This window comes from Cognatilysobacter tabacisoli (assembly GCF_003586305.1).
GTDB lineage: Bacteria > Pseudomonadota > Gammaproteobacteria > Xanthomonadales > Xanthomonadaceae > Cognatilysobacter_A > Cognatilysobacter_A tabacisoli.
In genome coordinates, this window is sequence record NZ_QXJI01000004.1 from 268,549 (window position 1) to 286,554 (window position 18,006).

Sequence of the window (18,006 nt, forward strand, 5' to 3'; positions counted from 1 at the left end):
GGCCCGGCGCCCCCGGCATCCCGCAGCGTTCCGCCGTGCGGCCGGCACGAAGCGCCCGGGCGCGGGCCCGGGCTTTTCGATGCAGCGGCGGGGCCGGCTCAGTTGAGCTGGCAGCTGCTCGGCTTGGTCGAGGTGAACAGCGCCGAGGTCGCCCACTCGGGGTGGTCGATGAACGGGTTGCGGTTGCCCTGGAAGCTGTAGATGACCTCGTTGCGCTCGCGCTCGGCGGCGTCCGGCGGGTCGGCCTGGTGCCAGGCGAGCAGGTTCGACAGCAGCCCCATGTACGCCGGCGACGCCGAGGTGATGACGATCCGGCTGCGGTCGTCGGTCAACTCGAGGTCGGGCTCGGACTGGTTGTTGACCGGGTGGCGGCCGCCCTCGTAGCGGATCGCCATGTACAGGATCGCCCGGGCGATGTCGCCCTTGCGGTGGCCCCAGACCTCGAACGAGCCGGCGTTGCCGTCGGGCCCCTTCACCCAGTTCGAGTTGCCCGGGTACATGCCGGTGCCGCCGCCGAAGCCGGCGTTGGCCTCGGTCGGGCGCTCGCCGCATCCGCCCGACAGCGCGCAGCTTGCGTACGGCTTGTTGCCGCGGTCGGCGTTGAAGGTCGTGTCGCTGAGGTACAGCATGTGCGTATCGGTGTACGGCGCGTACGGCAGGCCGAGGTCGCCGGTGGCGCTGCCGAAGCCGAGCGAGTTCGGCCAGGTGTGCTCGCGGTTGTAGGTGATGCCGGTGCCGGTGCCCGCGCGCTCGCTGCCCTTGACGTAGCTGCGGTTGCGGTAGACGTCGAGGACGCGGCCCGGGTTGTTCGGGTCTTCGTCGGCGATCTCGAGGATGTCCCAGCTGTCGGTCGTGCTGGCGCTGTACGGGTACGCGGTGTGGCCCTTGATCGTCTCGTGCAGCGAGCAGCGCAGCTGGCTGGCGCTGGAGGTGTTGACCCGCGCGTAGTAGCCGCTGCCGCCGCTGGCCGCGACGGTGAAGCCGACCACCTTGTTCTGCGCGAGCTTGGCGCCGCCGGCGTCGGTGACCCGGGTCGCGTCGATCGTGAAGGTGCAGCTTTCACCGCCGGCCAGCGTCGCGCCGGTGGTGATCGTGAAGTTCGTGCTGCTGGCCGGGTAGGCTAGGCCGACCGCGCCGGACTGCGTGCACTGCAGCGCGAACGCGCCGGCGGACAGCGTCACCGATTCGCTGAAGCCCGCGGCCAGGTCGGTGGCCGGCGCCACGCCGGTCGCGCCGTCGGCCGGCGCGGTCGACACCACGGTCGGCGGCGGGTTCGGCGCGGAGAAGCTCTGCGCGGTGTTGCATGCGCCGAAGGTCTGCGTCGCCGACGCGCGCCAGCTGAAGCCCGCGTAGCCGGTGCCGGTGCCGCCGAGCTGCAGCGACGTGTTGGCCGGCGATTCGTTCTCGGCCACCGGCAGGTTGACGCTGGTGCGCCCCGCGGCCGGTCCGTTGGAGCCGGTAACCGTACCTTCGTAGCTGAGGAACTGCACCAGCTGTCCGCTGCCGTTGACCAGCGCGATCGCATCGGGCGCGCCGTTCTGGATGCCGTTGGCGGCGTAGCTGACGGTCGCGATGCGCACGCTGGCGCCGCATGCGACGACGCTGCCGGCCGGCACCAGGTCGTTGTCGTAGAAGGTGGCGGCCGACGGCGTGGCGCCGTTGTACAGGTAGATGCGGTAGCTGGAGAGGCTCTCGCCGGCGGTGGCGACGACTTCGATCCGTTCGCCGGTGTCGCTGCCGCTGTTGTCGTAGTGGATCTCGTTGATGAAGACCTCGGCCGACGCCGCCAGCGGCAGCAGACCCAGCACGGCAACCCACAGGCGGCGCGCGGCGCCGCGGTCCAGCTTCGACATGGTCATCCCTTCCCCGGAAAGAGCCCGGACTCTAGCCGCGGCAGATGACAGTCCGCACGCGGCAGTGCGGCAGCGGGCTAGCGCAGCGCGCGCTTGCCCGGCTCGGCGGCGAGGCGGGCGCGGCCGGTGCGCTGGCTGGCGAGCTGCTCGGCGATCTCGACCAGCGGCGCGCGCGACATCGTCGGCGCGTCGCGAAAGGCGGCCAGCAGGCGCAGTTCGAGCGGGTCGTCGACCAGCAGCGCGTCGGCCGCGGCCACCGAGTCGAGCGCGGTCTCGGCCGACAGGGTCATCCGGCCGCGCCCGGTGGCGAGCCACTCGAACTGCACGCCGGTCGCCATCGCGACGGTGCGCAGGTGCTCGACGCTCGCGTGCTTGCCGCGCGCGGCTTCCCAGTGGCTGACGGCGCTGCGCTGCACGCCGACCGCCGCGCCGAGGGTGGCCTGGGACATGCCGGCGTGGCGGCGTGCGAGTCGAATGCGCTGCTGCGGGGTCATCGAACGGCTCCGAGGTCGCCGGCGGGCGGGTGGCACGGCGAATGCTACCAATCCTCACGCAGCGAGTGATAGACACCCCACTCTGTCTACCAACGGTAGACACTCGCCAAGCCTGTCGACCGCTGTGCAATGGTTTGAGCCGAATTTGAGGGACCCGCGGCTACCGATGGTCAACACCTGGAGCGCGTCGCCCCCCTAGCGCGGAGTGACGCAGCGCGCACAAACTTGCCCCCAGCCGACACGGACGTCGGCTCTAGACAGGGTGTCAGGTCAGGGGAGGGGCGCAGGAAGTGCCGAGCTGAGGATCAGCCGTCTCCGCACCAGAAGAGCGCGACCCTCGGGCCGCGCTCTTCTTTTTTTGCTCCTGTCGGTGGCCGTGGGCGCCCATCGGGCCCCCTCCCCCTTGAAAGCCCGCCGGATGCCCACAGATCCCGGCCACCCCCGGCGCGCCGGGTCTTTTTTGCGCGCAATGCTGGCACTCGTCATGTGCGACTGCTAACGTTTCGCGCCTTTGTCGATCCGCTTCAATCACTTACGAACGTTCTCGGAGGTTGTCCCCATGAATATCAAGCCGCTCTATGACCGCGTGGTCCTCAAGCGCATGGAAGAAGAAAAGATGTCCGCCGGCGGCATCGTGATCCCGGACTCGGCGACCGAGAAGCCGATCAAGGGTGAAGTCATCGCCGTCGGCGAGGGCAAGGCGCTCGACAACGGCAGCCTGCGCGCGCCGAAGGTCAAGGTCGGCGACAAGGTGCTGTTCGGCAAGTACAGCGGCACCGAAGTGAAGCTCGACGGCACCGAATACCTGGTGGTGAAGGAAGACGACATCTTCGCGGTGCTCGGCTAAGCCGACCTGCGGCGGCGGAGCCTCGCCGGCGGACCGGTTCCAGCGCCTGCGCTGACCGTCCTCCCGCGATCGGCCACCGCGTCGCCCCTGCTTCCTTCCTTTCCCTAATTCCCAATCACGCATTCCGGAGTTGAACAACATGGCTGCCAAGGAAATCCGTTTCGGTGAGGACTCGCGCGCGAAGATGCTGCGCGGCGTCAACGTGCTCGCCAATGCCGTCAAGGCCACGCTCGGCCCGAAGGGCCGCAACGTCGTGCTCGAGAAGAGCTTCGGCGCCCCGACGATCACCAAGGACGGCGTGTCCGTCGCCAAGGAGATCGAGCTGGCCGACAAGTTCGAGAACATGGGCGCGCAGATGGTGAAGGAGGTCGCGTCCAAGACCTCCGACAACGCCGGTGACGGCACCACGACCGCGACCGTGCTGGCGCAGGCGCTGATCCGCGAGGGCATGAAGGCGGTCGCCGCCGGCATGAACCCGATGGACCTCAAGCGCGGCATCGACAAGGCGGTGATCGCCGCCGTCGACGAGCTGAAGAAGATCTCGAAGCCGTCGTCGACCTCGAAGGAAATCGCCCAGGTCGGCGCGATCTCGGCCAATTCGGACGCCGACATCGGCGACCTGATCGCCCAGGCGATGGACAAGGTCGGCAAGGAAGGCGTGATCACCGTCGAGGACGGTTCGGGCCTGGAGAACGAGCTCGACGTCGTCGAGGGCATGCAGTTCGACCGCGGCTACCTGTCGCCGTACTTCATCAACAACCAGCAGTCGATGTCGGCCGAGCTCGACGACCCGTTCGTGCTGCTGTACGACAAGAAGATCTCCAACGTCCGTGACCTGCTGCCGGTGCTCGAGGGCGTCGCCAAGGCCGGCAAGCCGCTGCTGATCGTCGCCGAGGAAGTCGAAGGCGAGGCGCTGGCCACGCTGGTGGTCAACACCATCCGCGGCATCGTCAAGGTCTGCGCGGTCAAGGCGCCGGGCTTCGGCGACCGCCGCAAGGCGATGCTCGAGGACATGGCGATCCTGACCGGCGGCACGGTGATCTCGGAAGAGGTCGGCCTGCAGCTGGACAAGGCGACGATCAAGGACCTCGGCCGCGCCAAGAAGGTGCAGGTCTCGAAGGAGAACACCACGATCATCGACGGCGCCGGCGACGGCGAGTCGATCCAGTCGCGCATCAAGCAGATCAAGGCGCAGATCGAGGAGACCTCCTCGGACTACGACCGCGAGAAGCTGCAGGAGCGCGTGGCCAAGCTGGCCGGCGGCGTGGCGGTGATCAAGGTCGGTGCCTCGACCGAGATCGAGATGAAGGAGAAGAAGGCCCGCGTCGAGGACGCGCTGCACGCGACCCGCGCTGCGGTCGAGGAAGGCATCGTCCCGGGCGGCGGCGTCGCGCTGCTGCGCGCCAAGGCCGCGATCGCCGGCCTCAAGGGTGCCAACGAAGACCAGAACCACGGCATCCAGATCGCCCTGCGCGCGATGGAAGCGCCGCTGCGCGAGATCGTGACCAACGCCGGTGAAGAGCCGTCGGTCATCCTCAACAAGGTCATCGAGGGCTCGGGCGCGTTCGGCTACAACGCCGCCAACGGCGAGTTCGGCGACATGCTCGAGTTCGGCATCCTCGATCCGACCAAGGTCACCCGCACCGCGCTGCAGAACGCCGCGTCGATTGCCGGCCTGATGATCACGACCGAGGCGATGGTCGCCGAGCTGCCAAAGAAGGACGAGCCGGCGATGCCGGGCGGCGGCATGGGCGGCATGGGCGGCATGGACTTCTAAGTCCCCGCGTCGCGCGACACCCGACAGGCCCGCTTCGGCGGGCCTGTTTTTTTTTGGGCAGCGTGCAGACACTCGAACGCAGCACGGCGGTGCGGGCTTGGCGCCCGGCCGCGGCTGAACGGGTCAGCCAGCGCGTTCTTGAACCGGCCGGTTCTTTTTTGCGCTGCAGCGTGCAAAGGCTGTAACGAATCCTTCACGATCGCCCCGCATCCCGACGTGGGGGAGGGAGCAGGCCCGCAACCGGTTCGACCGGGGCGGGCTTTTTATTTGCGCAGCGCGCGGTCGCTCGCCGTGCCTCCGCGCCCGCGTGTTCCCTGACCTGTTCACCCGACGCGCCAGCAAATGGCCGTTCGCGCGACCGGTTTGCGTGCACTTGCGCCCGAATCCGCGGCCGCTAGAGTCGATCGCGAAGTCGCGTACAGGGGCGCCACTTCGTCGTGATCACTCACCACGTAGGGGACATCCATGAAGCTTTTGACGCGGGCCATCGTCCTGGCCCTCGGTAGCATCGGCGCGGCCGCCTCGGCCCACGCCGCCACGTACGTCGTCACCGCCAACGCCCAGTCGTTCGACGCCTCGCTGGCGAAGAAGATCGAGGCCGCCGGCGGCCGCGTGACCGCACGCCTGCCGCAGATCGGCGTGGCGATCGTCGAATCGGGCGACAGCAACTTCGCCAGCCGCGCCTCGCGCGTGCCGGGCGTGCGTTCGGCGGTCGCCGACATCACGCTGCAGTTCGACATCCCGGAATCGAGCGACGTCGTCGACATCGACATCGCCAATCCGCCGGCGTCGGGCGACAACGACACCCGTTTCGACCTGCAGTGGGGCAGCGCGGCGATCGACGTCGCCGGGGCGTGGAACGCCGGCTACCGCGGTGCCGGCGCGACGGTCGCCGTGCTCGACTCGGGCGTGGCGTGCAACCACCCGGACATCGCCGGCAACCTGCTGCTCGCCCAGTCCGCGTCGTTCGTCGCCGGCGAAGGCGTCTGCCGAGCGTTCGTGAACGGCTTCAACCACGGCACGCACGTGGCCGGCACGATCGCCTCGCCGGACAACGGCACCGGAACGATTGGCGTCGCGCCGCAGGCCAAGATCATCGGCGTCAAGGTGCTGTCGGAAGTCAGCGGCAGCGGCAGCTTCGGCGGCATCATCCAGGGCATCGTCTACGCCGCCGACCAGGGCGCCGACGTGATCAACATGAGCCTCGGCGTGCGCGGCGGCCTGCCGGTCAGCGGCAAGGGCGCCAACGACGTCGTCGAGCTCGTCAATGCGACCAAGCGCGCGGTGCAGTACGCGCGCTCGCAGAACGCGCTGACGGTCGTGTCGGCCGGCAACGACGGTCGCGACCTCGACCACGACAGCGGCACCCAGGTGTGCGACGTCGACGGCTGCTACCGCCTGAACCTGCGCGCGTTCCCGGCGCAGCTGCCGGGCGCGCTCGCGATCTCCGCGACGGCCCCGACCGGCTGGGCCAAGGCGCCGGCGACCACCAACCTCGACGGGCTGGCGTCGTACTCGAACTACGGCCAGTCGGCCATCTCGTTCGCCGGCCCGGGCGGCGACAGCGCGTACCCGGGCAACGAGAACTGCACGATGGCCGGCCTCGTGCGTCCGTGCTGGGTGTTCGATCTGGTGTTCGCCGCCGGCGGCTACTCGATCTCGGGTGGGCAGGTGTTCGCCTCCTACTCGTGGTCAGCCGGCACCAGCATGGCCGCCCCGCACGTGTCGGGCGTGGCTGCGCTGATCATCGGCAAGCACGGCGGCGAGCTGGCCCCGGCCGAAGTCGAGCGCATCCTGCGCGCGTCCTCGGACGACCTGGGCAAGCCGGGCGTCGACGACGCCTACGGCAGCGGCCGGGTCAACGCGGCGCGCGCCGTGACCTACTGATCCACCGCGTCGGGTTCGACTTGCAGCGGCCGCCTCCGGGCGGCCGTTTGCATGCTGCGTGCCACAATCGGCCGCGATGAACGATGCATCGCCCGATCCGCCCCACGCCGCGCGCGAGGCCGCCGTCGCGCACGCCGACCGCGCGCTGGAGCGGCTGCGGCGCAGCGACGCCGCGCTCGCGTCGCGGCTCGAAGAGGGCGCGACCGCCGAGGCGGTGCGCGCCGTCGCCGTCGCAAGCGACTTCGCGATAGAGACGTTGTTGCGCCAGCCCGAATTGCTGGCCCGCCTGCTCGATGCACCCGATGCGCCAAGCCCCGAGCCGGTGCTCGACCCCGCGGCGCGCGAGACGTGGCCGGCGCAGCTGCGCCGCTACCGCGCGGCCGAATCGACGCGCCTGGTCTGGCGCGACGTGCTCGGCATGGACGACGTCGCCGCGACGCTGGCCGGCAGCACGCGGCTGGCCGAGCGCTGCCTGGCGCTGGCCCTCGACGCGCTCGAGCGCGAATTCGCGCTGCGTCACGGGCGCGTGCGCGCGGCCGACGGGACGGAGCAGCGGCTGGTCGTGTTCGGCCTCGGCAAGCTCGGCGGCGAGGAGCTGAACTTCAGTTCCGACGTCGACCTCGTCTACGCCTACGAAAGCGACGGCACGTCGGACGGGCCGCGCGCGCTCGACGCCGAGACCTATTTCGCCCGGCTCGGACAGCAGTTGGCCAAGCTGCTCGACGAGCCCACCGCCGACGGGTTCTGCCACCGCGTCGACCTGCGCCTGCGGCCGTACGGCAATGCCGGGCGGGTGGCGTGGTCGTTCGCGGCGATGGAGCAGTACTTCCAGCGCGAGGGCCGCGACTGGGAGCGCTACGCGTGGCAGAAGGCGCGGCCGGTCGCGGGCGACCGCGACGCCGGCGAGCGCTTCCTCGCGACGCTGCGGCCGTTCGTGTACCGGCGCTACCTCGACTTCGGCGCGCTCGACGGGCTGCGCGCGATGAAGGCGGCGATCGCGGCCGAAGTCGCGCGCAAGGAGCTCGCCGACGACATCAAGCGCGGGCCCGGCGGGATCCGCGAGATCGAGTTCCTGGTGCAGGCGCTGCAGCTGATCCACGGCGGGCGCGACGCGGCGCTGCGCGGGCGCCGCCTGCGCGACGGGCTGCGCGCGCTGGTGGCGGCGCGGCTGGTCGCGGCCGATGCGGCCGGCGCGCTGCAGGACGGCTACGACTTCCTGCGCCGGCTCGAGAACCGCCTGCAGATGCTGCGCGACGCGCAGACCCACGGGCTTCCGCCGGGCGATGGCGATCGCGTGCGGCTCGCCGCCGGGCTCGGCTTCGACGACTGGGCGGCGCTGCGTGCGGCGCTCGATGCCCACCGCGCGCGGGTGACGGCCGAGTTCGACGCGCTGCTCGCGCCGCGGCGCCGCGACGCCGCCCCGGACGCGCTGGCGATCTACTGGCGCGCGCTGCCCGACGCCGGCGACGCCGACACCCTGGCCGCCGCCGGCTTCGTCGAGGCCGGCAATGCCGACGGCCTGCTGCGCGACTTCGCCCGCAGCCCCGGCGTACGCACCCTGTCGGACGCCACGCGCGCGCGGCTCGACCGCTTGATGCCGGCGCTGCTGCAGGCGGCCGCCGCCTCGGAGCAGCCGATGCTCGCGTTGAAGCGGCTGCTGGCGATGCTGGCCAACGTGCTGCGCCGCAGCGCCTACCTCGCCCTGCTCGACGAGCAGCCGGCCGCGCTCGCGCGGCTGGTCGACGTGGTCGCCCGCAGCGCGCTGCTGGCCGAGCGCTTGGCGTCGTACCCGGTGCTGCTCGACGAGCTGCTCGACGCGCGGATCGGCGGCGCGCTGCCCGGCCGCGACGCGCTGCACGCGGCCTGCGCGGCGGTCGGCGATGACGACGACGCCGAGGCGACGCTGCAGGCGCTCAACGAAGTGCGCCAGGCGCTGAGCTTCCGCATCGCGATGGCCGTGCGCGACGGGCGCGAGACCGCCGCCGCCGGCGCGCGCCAGCTGGCGTGGCTGGCCGACGGCGTGGTCGCGCGGGTGCTGGCCCTGGCCACGCACGAGGTCGTCCACGCGCACGGCCGGGTGCCGGACGCGCGCTTCGCGGTGCTCGGCTACGGCAGCCTCGGCGGCGAGGAGCTCGGCTTCGGCTCCGACCTGGACCTGGTGTTCCTGTACGACGCCGCACGCGATGCGCAGTCCGATGGCGCGCGCCCGCTCGACGCGACGCGCTGGTTCGCGCGTCTGGCGCAGAAGGTCGTCGCGCTGCTCGGCGCGGTGACCGGCGCCGGGTGCCTGTACGACGTCGACGTGCGGCTGCGACCGGACGGCGCCAAGGGCCTGCTGGTGTCGTCGCTGGCGAGCTTCGCCGAGTACCAGCGCGAGCGCGCGTGGACGTGGGAACACCAGGCGCTGGTGCGCGCGCGCTGCGTTGCCGGTGACGCCAGCCTGGCGGCGGATTTCGAAGGGGTGCGCACCGCGACGCTCGCGCGCGCGCGGCCGCCCGACGCGCTGCGCCACGACATCGAGTCGATGCGCGCGCGGATGCGCGCCGAGCTCGACCGCAGCGACGCCGCCGGCGGTTCCGGCGGCATGTTCGACCTGAAGCAGGGCGAGGGCGGGCTGGTTGACCTGGAGTTCCTGCTGCAGGCGCTGGTGCTCGGCCATGCCCACGCCGACGCCGGCCTGCTCGCGCCGCGCGACACGCCGGGGCTGATCGGGGCGCTGCATGCGGCCGGCCACCTCGACGCGGCGACCGCGGCCTCGCTGCGCGAAGCGCACGGGGCGCTGCTCGCGCTCGGCCTGGCGTGCACGCTGGACCGGCGCGCGCGGCGCGTGCCGCACGACGACGTCGTCGCGGCGGCGCGGGCGGCGATCCGCGCGGCGCTGCGCGCGCACGCGCTCGACTTCGGCGCCGCGGCCGCCTGAGCGGCCGTCGTGATCAGCCGTGCGCCAGCCGCTGGCGCACGGCCTCGGCCACGCGCGCGGTCTCGCGCAGCGGCTCGGCGAGGTGCGGCGCCCAGGCGCCGTCGCCGACCGGGTCGAACGGGCACACCCGGCCGCTGGCCAGCAGCGCATCGACGAACGCGCGCGGCCGGCCGCCGAGCGCGTCGATGCCGGCGACGTGGACCGGGACCCGCGTCGCCGCGGCCTCGGACAGCATGTTGACCGAGTCCGCGGTGCAGACGATCCGGTCGGCCCAGCCGAGCAGCCCCGCGTACGGGTTGGCGCCGTCGCGCTCGTCCCGCCAGACGATGCCCGGCACGCCGTCCAGATGATTCGCCAGGCGCTCGCGCACCGGCGCCGGCGTTCGGCGCGACGCGGTCGCGAGCACGCTGCCGCCGTCGGCGCGGACGCGTTCGACCACGGCTCGCACCGTCGCGTCGAGCGCGTCGGCGTCGAGTCGGGAGTGTGCGCTCGCGCCGCCGAGCAGCAGCGCCGTGCGCGGCTGCGGCAGCGCGCCGAGCGCGTGGAAGGCCTTGCGCGCGGCGTCGAGCCACGCGTCGTCGATGGGGTGCAGGCTGCCGAGCAGGGTGATCACGTTGTCGCCGCGCAGGCGGTCGTGCGCCGGCACGATCACCGCGTCCCACGCGCGCGGGTCGACGCGCGGATCGAGGATCTGGACCGCACGCGCGCCGCGGGCGCGCAGCAGGCGCGTCGCCAGCGCGCCCTGGCGGCCGCAGCCGATCGCGAGCAGCGTCGAGGACGGCGTGATGCCGCCCAGCTGCGCGGCGAAGCTCGCGCCGAACGCGGACGCCGCGCCTGGCAGCGGGCGCGGCGCGAGCCAACGCCATGGCGCGCGGGTCGCCAACGTCCAGTCGTGCGTCGGCAGCGCCAGCGCGGCGGCCAGCGCCTGCGCCTGGCGCACGTTGCCGGCGTGGCCATCGGTCAGCGTCCAGGCGTGGTCGGGCGACGGGCGTTGCATGCGTGCGGCTGATCCGTTCTGAACCGGGCGACGGTTCTTAACGAAGCGGACTCTACACTTGCCCGCCTCGGCCACGACGCCGACGCAGCTACCGCCCCGTGTGCGACGGGCCGCGACGCCCGCGTCGGCACGGCCCCCGAACCGGAGATCCCGATGACGCACGCCCTGTCCGACGCCGCCCTCGACCAGCTGTTCCGCACCGCGCGCACCCACAACGTGCTCGGCGGCGGGGTCGGCGACGACACGCTGCGCGCGCTGTACGAGCTGCTGAAGTGGGGTCCGACGACCGCCAACGCGTCGCCGGCGCGCTTCGTGTTCGTCAAGTCCGCCGAAGCGAAGGCGCGGCTTGCGCCGGCGCTCGACGAGGGCAACCGCGCCAAGACCCTGGCCGCGCCGGTGACGGCGATCGTCGCCCACGACCTGGCGTTCTACGAGAAGCTGCCCTACCTGTTCCCGCACACCGACGCGCGCGGCTGGTTCGACGGCAAGCCCGAGGCGGCGCTGGAGACGATCTGCCTGCGCAACGGCAGCCTGCAGGGCGCGTACCTGATCCTGGCCGCGCGTTCGCTCGGCCTGGACTGCGGCCCGATGTCGGGCTTCGACAACGCCAAGGTCGACGCCGAGTTCTTCGGCGGCACGCGCTGGCGCTCGAACTTCCTGGTCAACCTCGGCCACGGCGACGCCTCGCAGCTGTTCCCGCGTTCGCCGCGGCTGGCGTTCGACGAGGCCGCGCAGATCCTCTGAGCTGCCGCGCGCCGCGCTGCGATTCCACTGTTTGTTCCACCCCACGGAGACCGACCATGTTCAAGCGCCTGACCCTCGCCGCCGCGCTCGCCGCCGCGTCGTTCGCCGCCACCGCCGCGCCGGTGGCCTACAAGATGGACGCCAACCACACCAGCGTCGTCGCCAGCTGGAGCCACTTCGGCTTCTCCAACCCGATCGCGAACTTCGGCCAGGTCGATGGCGTGATCAACTACGACCCGCAGAACGTCGGCCAGTCGTCGGTCAACGTCACGATCCCGCTCGCCGGGCTCGACACCCGCGTGGCCAAGTTCGACGAGCACCTGCGCAGCGCCGACTTCTTCGACGCGGCCAAGTTCCCGACGATCACCTTCAAGAGCACCCGGGTCGAGGCCGCCGGCGACAGGAAGCTGCGCGTGTTCGGCGACCTGACGATCAAGGGCATCACCAAGCCGGCGGTGCTGGACGTGACGATCAACAAGATAGGCGAGCAGCCGATGGCCAAGCGCCCGGCGGCCGGTTTCGACGCGAGCACGGTGATCAAGCGCAGCGACTTCGGCGTCGACAAGTACGCGCCGAACGTCAGCGACGAGGTCACGATCACGATCACCACCGAGGCGGTCGTGGCCAAGGCCGACGCGGCCAAGTAAGCGCATGCGGATCGAACGCCCCTCGGCCGCGCGCGGCCGCGTGCAGGCCGGCTGGCTCGACAGCCGGCACACGTTCTCGTTCGGGCAGTACTACGACCCGGCATGGATGGGCTTCGGCCCGCTGCGGGTGATCAACGAGGACCGCGTCGATCCCGGTGCGGGCTTCGCCCCGCACCGGCACGCCAACATGGAAATCCTCAGCTACGTGCTCGACGGCGGGCTTGCCCACCGCGACAGCACCGGCGGCGGCGGGGTGATCCGGCCCGGCGAACTGCAGTGGATGAGCGCCGGGCACGGCGTCGAGCACAGCGAATTCAACGCGTCCGACGCCGAACCGGTGCACTTCCTGCAGATATGGATCCAGCCGTCGCGGCTGAACCACGCGCCGGCGTATGCGCAGCGCGCGGCGACGCCGCTGTCGTCGGCGTGGACGGTGCTGGCCAGCCCCGATGGCGCCGACGGCAGCATCGCGATCCGCCAGGACGCCCGCCTGCGCGCCGTGCGGCTGGCGGACGGCGACGCGGCGGCGTTCGAGCGCGATCCGTCGCGGCTGTACTGGCTGCACGTCGCCCGCGGGACGGTCGACGTCGACGGCCAGGCGCTGTCGGCGGGCGATGCGCTCGGCTGGGCCGACGAAGCCGGCCCGCTGTCGGTGCGCGGGGCCGGGTCCGACGCCGAGGTGCTGCTGTTCGACCTGCCGCGCTGAACGCGGCCGGTGCGGGGCGGCTGGTAAACTCCGCGTCCCCGCGTTGCCGACCGCCGCCATGACCACCACGCCCGCCCATCCGACCCAGGCCAACGCGCAGCAGCGCTACGTCGTCCATCGCGCCGACCTACCGCTGAGCTGTCCGCTGCCGTCGATGGCGCTGTGGAATTCGCACCCGCGGGTGTACCTGCCGATCGAGGCCGAGCACGAGGTGCAGTGCCCGTACTGCGGCGCGCATTTCGTCCTCGGGGACTGATCGCGGCCACGCGATGACGCGGCCGGCCGCCGTTTCGAACCGCCGCGCGGCCGCGTGCCCGGACCGGCCCGCATGCGCCGGCTGACCGTCGTCCAGCTGCTGCCGGCGCTGGAATCCGGCGGCGTCGAGCGCTCCACCCTCGAAATCGCCGCCGCGCTGGTCGCGGCCGGCCACCGTGCGATCGTCGTCTCGGCCGGCGGCCGGCTGGTGCCGCGGCTGGACGCGATCGGCGCAGAACACGTCGCGCTCGACATCGGCCGCAAGTCCCTGCTGACGCTGCGCCACGCGCGCACGCTGCGCGCGCTGTTCGCGCGCGAGCGCGCCGACATCGTGCACGCGCGCTCGCGGCTGCCGGCGTGGCTGGCGGTGCTCGCGCTGCGCGGCACGTCGACCGGCACGCGCCCGCGCTTCGTCACCACCGTGCACGGGCTGAACTCGCCGTCGCGCTACAGCGCGGTGATGGCGCGCGGCGAGCGGGTGATCTGCGTGTCGCGCACCGTGCGCGACTACGTCCTGCAGCACTACCCGGACACCGACCCCGCCCGGCTGCGGGTGATCGACCGCGGCATCGACCCGGTCGACTTCCCGCGCGCGCCGCATCCCGACCGCGAGGCGCGCGCCTGGGCCGCCGCGCAGCACCCGGCGATCGGCGGCGACGGCCCGCTGCTGCTGCTGCCCGGTCGCGGCACGCGGCTGAAGGGCCACTCCGACGCGCTGGAACTGCTGGCCCAGCTGCGTGCCGACCGCCTCGACGCGCGGCTGTGGCTGCCCGGCGCGCGCGAGCCCGGCCGTGCCGAGTACATCGTCGAACTGGAGGCGCTGGCCGCGCGCCGGGGCGTCGCCGACGCGGTCGCGTTCACCGCGCCGACCGACGCGATCGCGCGCGCGTACGCCGCCAGCGACCTGGTGCTGCAGCTGTCGCGCAAGCCGGAGGCGTTCGGGCGCACGGTGATCGAGGCGCTGTCGGTCGGTCGCCCGGTGCTGGGCTGGGCCCACGGCGGCGTCGGCGAATTGCTGGCCCAACTGCAGCCCGATGGCGAGGTCTCGCCGTTCGATACGCACGCGCTGCATGCCCGCGCGCGCGCACTGCTGGCGCGGCCGCCCGTCCCAGCCGTTACGATGCCGCACACCTTGCGTGCGATGCAGGAGGCCACGCTTGCCGTCTACGACGAACTCCGCCGCTGACATGCCTTCCGCCGCGCCGGCGACGCCGCCGGCCGGCTGGCGCTGGGCGCCGGCGTGGATCCTCGCGTACGTCGCCCTGTGGCCAGCGCCGGGCTACGCCGAGGGCGTGCTCGTGCTCGGCGCGCTGGTGGCGATCGTCAAGCTGCTGTCGAGCCGGTTCCGCGGCGGCACGCAGCTGCTCAGCGGCCCGGCGTGGGCGCTGACCAGCGTGCTGTTCTTCGCGTACTGGCTGCCCGAGCTGGTCTCGGCGTTCGACGCGGTCGACCGCGGCCGCGCCCTGCGCGAGGCCGCTGCGGACCTGCGCTACCTGCCGTTCCTGTGGCTGGCGGCGATCGCGGTCGCCACCGAGCCGGGCCGTCGGCGCACCTTCGGTGGGCTGGCGATCATCGTCGGCATATGGACCGTCGACGCGCTGCTGCAGGCGCTGTCGGGCACCAGCCCGCTGTTCTTCGGCCTGGATTCGATCAAGCACGCGATCAGCGGGCGCGGCATGTGCTCGGCCGCGGAGGTCGCCGCGGTCGACCGCCTCAGCGGCGTGCTCGGCCCGTGCAACCTGAAGCTAGGACAGGTCATCGCCAGTCTGTCGCCGTTCGTGCTGCACGCCGCGCGCCGGCGCTTCCACGTCGCCGGCTGGATCGCGGCCGCCGCGGCGGTCGGGCTGGTGATCCTGCTGGCCGGCTCGCGCGCGTCGTGGATCACCTACGCGCTGGTGCTGGTGTGGTCGGGCTGGCGCGTGCTCGGCTGGAAGCGACTGGCCGCGGTGTTCGCGTTCGGCGCGGTGACGCTGGTCGCGCTGAACTTCACCGTTCCGCAGGTGCGCGACCGCATCGACCGCACGCTGCACGCGATGCGGGCCAGCGAGGATGGCGTCGACACGGCGCTGTCCGGGCGCGCGCGCATCTGGGGCGCCGCCGCGTGCATGGCGCGCGAGCACCCGGTCAACGGCGTCGGCGCGCGCGGGTTCCGCGAGGCGTTCCCGGCCTGCGATCCCGAGCCGGGCGAACCGGCCGCGTGGGGCGAAGGCCCGGCGTTCCACGCGCACCAGATCGTGCTCGAGGTCGCCAGCGAGACCGGCGGCTTCGGCCTGCTGCTGTGGCTGGCCGGCGTCGCGCTGGGCTGGCGCGCGTGGCGGTACGCCGAGCGCAGCGCCCGCGACGCCGCGCGCCCGGCGATGCTGGCGCTGGCGGTGACGGTGTTCCCGCTCAACACGCATCTGGCGTTCTATTCGACGTTCTGGGGCGGACTGACGCTGCTGCTGGCCGCGCTGTACGCTGGCAGCCTGCTCGCCAACGACCGCGTCGCGCCCGCGACCGACACCGCGGCGCGCTAGCCGTCGCGCGCTAACTGTCGCGGGGTGCCGGGCCGTCGTCGCGCCGGTACGGCGACGCGAGGCCCGGCGGCCGCCGCTTGAAGCGGCGGTGTATCCACAGGTACTGGCTCGGCGCCTCGCGCACCATCGCCTCGATCGCCGCGTTGACCCGCGCGCTGTCGGCGGTCGCGTCCTTCGACGGAAAGTCCTCCAGCGGGGGCGCGATCCGCAGCACGTAGTCCGCCCCGTCGCGGCGGTGGAAGAACGGCACCACGGCGCAGCCGGCGACGCGCGCGAACTGGTGGGTGGCGGTGATCGTCGCCGCGGGCACGCCGAAGAACGGCGCGAACACCGTGTCCTTGCCGCGCATGTCCTGGTCCGGCGCGTACCACAGGAAGCCGCCCTGCTTGAGGTGGCGCATCGCCGCGCGCAAGTCGTCGTTGGTGAACATCGCGCGCGCGTAGCGCAGCCGGCCGCGCTTGACCGCCCACTCCATCACCGGGTTGCGGTGGCGGCGGTACATGCCGGCGAGCGGCACGTGGTCGCATAGCAGCCGGCCGCACATCTCCAGCGTCAGGAAGTGGCCCGACACCATCAGCACGCCGCGGCCCTGCGCCTGCAGCGCGCGCAGGTGCTCGAGGCCCTCGATGCGTACCGTGCGCCGCATCGGCGCGGCCGAGCCCCACCATGCGCGCGCGAACTCGAACAGGCCGATGCCCAGGTCGCGGAAGCTGTCGCGCAGCAGCCGCGCGCGCGCGGCGTCGTCGAGTTCGGGGAAGCACAGCGCGAGGTTGACCAGCGCCGCGCGCCGGCGTTCGCCGGCGACGCGCAGCGCGAGCGCGCCGACGCCGGCGCCAAGCCAGCGCTGCAGGCCCCACGGCAGCGCCGCCGCGACGCACATCCCCGCATAGCCGAACCATGCCGGCCACAGGCGTGGCGAGGTCAGCGGGGGGCGGGGCGGCAGGGCGGGGTCGGCCATCGCCGTAGTTTAGGCGCTGTGCGCAGCCGCGACGCCCCGTGCGCGCGCCCGTCGCGCCGCCCGATGCGCCGCACCGCTTATCCTTGGCGCATGCCGAAGGACCCGATCGAACGCCTGCTGCGCGCCGCGTATTCGGCCGCGCTGTACCTGCTGGCGCCGATCACGATCTACCACCTGATCTGGCGCGGCTTCCGCCAGCCGGCATACTTCCAGCGCTGGGGCGAGCGCTACGCGACGTTCCGCGACGCGCCGCATGCGAGCACGCTGTGGCTGCACGCGGTCTCGGTTGGTGAGGTCAACGCGGCGGTGCCGCTGGTCAACGCGCTGCGTCGCGAACGCCCCGACCTGACGCTGCTGGTGACGACGATCACGCCGACCGGCTCGGAGCGCGTGCGGGCGCTGTGGGCCGACGCGGTCGAGCACGTGTACCTGCCATACGACCTGCCCGGCGCGGTCGGCCGCTTCCTCGGCCACTACCGCCCGCACGCCGCGCTGATCATGGAAACGGAGCTGTGGCCGAACCTGCTGTTCGGCTGCCGCGACCGCGGCGTGCCGGTGTTCATCCTCAATGCGCGGCTGTCGGCGCGCTCGCTGCGCGGCTACCGCGTGCTGGCGCCGCTGGTCGGGCGCGCGCTGCGCACGGTGCGCACCGTGGCGGCGCAGTCGCACGCCGACGCGCGCCGCTTCGTCGTGCTCGGTGCCCACGCGCACCAGGTGGTCGAGGCCGGCAACCTGAAGTTCGACGTTGCCGTGCCCGACACGCTGGCGGCGTTCGCGCGCGAGTGCAGAGCGCACGCCGGCGCGCGGCCGGTGTGGATCGCCGCGAGCACGCACGAGGACGAGGAGGCCGAGGTCATCGCGATCCACCGCCGCCTGCGCGCGCGGCACCCGGACCTGCTGCTGCTGTGGGCGCCGCGCCACCCGGAGCGGTTTCGCGCCGTGGCCGAGCAGGCGCGCGCGGCCGGCTGGCGGGTCGCGACCCGCTCGCAGGCGCGCTGGCCGGGGCGCGACGACGCGGTGTTCGTGGTCGACACGCTCGGCGAGCTGATGGCGTTCTACGCGTGCGCCGACGTCGCCTTCGTCGGCGGCAGCCTGCAGCCGGTCGGCGGCCACAACCTGCTCGAGCCGGCCGCGACCGGCACCGCGATCGTCACCGGACCGCACCTGCACAACTTCGTCGAAATCGCGCACCGGCTCGAATCGGCCGGCGCGCTCGTGGTCGCGGGCGACACGGCGGCCGTCGGCGACGCTCTGGACCAGCTGCTCGGCGACGAAGCCGAGCGAATCGCGATGACCCGCGCCGGGCACGAGCTCCTCGACAGCGGGCGCGGTGCACTGGCGCGCACGCTGGACCTGCTGCGCCCGGCGTTGCCGCCCGCGCCCGCGCCCTGAAACGACGATGCCG

General features: G+C 72.7%; 15 protein-coding genes. 11 read left to right on the forward strand and 4 right to left on the reverse strand.

Translation table 11 applies throughout. The features are described from left to right. Window positions 1–98: 98 nt before the first annotated feature. Complete coding sequence (locus tag D3A60_RS13780; RefSeq protein ID WP_119719418.1) at window positions 99–1,853, reverse strand: endonuclease; 1,755 nt, start codon at window positions 1,851–1,853, stop codon at window positions 99–101. Window positions 1,854–1,930: 77 nt separating this feature from the next. After that, a complete protein-coding gene (locus D3A60_RS13785) occupies window positions 1,931–2,347 on the reverse strand; it encodes a helix-turn-helix transcriptional regulator (protein WP_119719341.1) in 417 nt (138 codons plus the stop codon). A gap of 559 nt (window positions 2,348–2,906) precedes the next feature. Between D3A60_RS13785 and groES the strand changes: the two genes are divergently transcribed. The 4 genes from groES (at window position 2,907) to glnE (ending at window position 9,778) form a co-directional block, all read left to right on the forward strand. Then, window positions 2,907–3,194, forward strand: coding sequence for a co-chaperone GroES (gene groES / locus D3A60_RS13790; protein WP_119719342.1), 288 nt, complete (start codon window positions 2,907–2,909; stop codon window positions 3,192–3,194). A gap of 139 nt (window positions 3,195–3,333) precedes the next feature. After that, window positions 3,334–4,971, forward strand: a complete 1,638-nt coding sequence (gene groL, locus D3A60_RS13795) for a chaperonin GroEL (protein WP_119719343.1) — start codon at window positions 3,334–3,336, stop codon at window positions 4,969–4,971. Between the two features lie 465 nt (window positions 4,972–5,436). Further along, window positions 5,437–6,858: a S8 family serine peptidase gene (locus tag D3A60_RS13800; protein ID WP_119719344.1), complete on the forward strand. Its 1,422-nt coding sequence runs from the start codon at window positions 5,437–5,439 to the stop codon at window positions 6,856–6,858. 76 nt (window positions 6,859–6,934) lie between these two features. Then, window positions 6,935–9,778: a bifunctional [glutamate--ammonia ligase]-adenylyl-L-tyrosine phosphorylase/[glutamate--ammonia-ligase] adenylyltransferase gene (gene glnE / locus D3A60_RS13805; protein WP_119719345.1), complete on the forward strand. Its 2,844-nt coding sequence runs from the start codon at window positions 6,935–6,937 to the stop codon at window positions 9,776–9,778. 13 nt (window positions 9,779–9,791) lie between these two features. Here glnE and D3A60_RS13810 read toward each other — a convergent pair whose 3' ends face one another. Further along, a complete protein-coding gene (locus tag D3A60_RS13810; RefSeq protein WP_119719346.1) occupies window positions 9,792–10,775 on the reverse strand; it encodes a mitochondrial fission ELM1 family protein in 984 nt (327 codons plus the stop codon). A 153-nt stretch (window positions 10,776–10,928) separates the two neighbouring features. Between D3A60_RS13810 and D3A60_RS13815 the strand changes: the two genes are divergently transcribed. The 6 genes from D3A60_RS13815 to D3A60_RS13840 all read left to right on the forward strand — a co-directional run bounded on the left by D3A60_RS13815 (window position 10,929) and on the right by D3A60_RS13840 (window position 15,643). After that, the gene (locus tag D3A60_RS13815) at window positions 10,929–11,519 is read left to right on the forward strand and encodes a malonic semialdehyde reductase (protein ID WP_119719347.1); all 591 of its coding nucleotides are present in this window, start codon (window positions 10,929–10,931) and stop codon (window positions 11,517–11,519) included. A 56-nt stretch (window positions 11,520–11,575) separates the two neighbouring features. Continuing rightward, on the forward strand, window positions 11,576–12,166 hold the full coding sequence (locus D3A60_RS13820) for a YceI family protein (protein WP_119719348.1): 591 nt from the start codon (window positions 11,576–11,578) through the stop codon (window positions 12,164–12,166). A gap of 4 nt (window positions 12,167–12,170) precedes the next feature. Next, window positions 12,171–12,872: a pirin family protein gene (locus D3A60_RS13825; protein ID WP_119719349.1), complete on the forward strand. Its 702-nt coding sequence runs from the start codon at window positions 12,171–12,173 to the stop codon at window positions 12,870–12,872. Between the two features lie 58 nt (window positions 12,873–12,930). Beyond that, window positions 12,931–13,128 carry a zinc-finger domain-containing protein gene (locus D3A60_RS13830; RefSeq protein ID WP_119719350.1) on the forward strand — a complete coding sequence of 66 codons (198 nt, stop codon included), beginning with the start codon at window positions 12,931–12,933 and terminating at the stop codon, window positions 13,126–13,128. Between the two features lie 72 nt (window positions 13,129–13,200). Next, entirely contained in the window at window positions 13,201–14,313 is a 1,113-nt protein-coding gene (locus D3A60_RS13835) for a glycosyltransferase (protein ID WP_119719351.1), read from the forward strand. A gap of 1 nt (window position 14,314) precedes the next feature. Then, a complete protein-coding gene (locus D3A60_RS13840) occupies window positions 14,315–15,643 on the forward strand; it encodes an O-antigen ligase family protein (protein WP_119719352.1) in 1,329 nt (442 codons plus the stop codon). A gap of 10 nt (window positions 15,644–15,653) precedes the next feature. On the opposite strand, the gene D3A60_RS13845 is transcribed toward D3A60_RS13840, so the two are convergent. After that, window positions 15,654–16,601, reverse strand: a complete 948-nt coding sequence (locus D3A60_RS13845; protein ID WP_119719353.1) for an LpxL/LpxP family Kdo(2)-lipid IV(A) lauroyl/palmitoleoyl acyltransferase — start codon at window positions 16,599–16,601, stop codon at window positions 15,654–15,656. A 90-nt stretch (window positions 16,602–16,691) separates the two neighbouring features. Between D3A60_RS13845 and waaA the strand changes: the two genes are divergently transcribed. Further along, entirely contained in the window at window positions 16,692–17,993 is a 1,302-nt protein-coding gene (gene waaA / locus D3A60_RS13850; RefSeq protein WP_119719354.1) for a lipid IV(A) 3-deoxy-D-manno-octulosonic acid transferase, read from the forward strand. Window positions 17,994–18,006 lie beyond the last annotated feature (13 nt).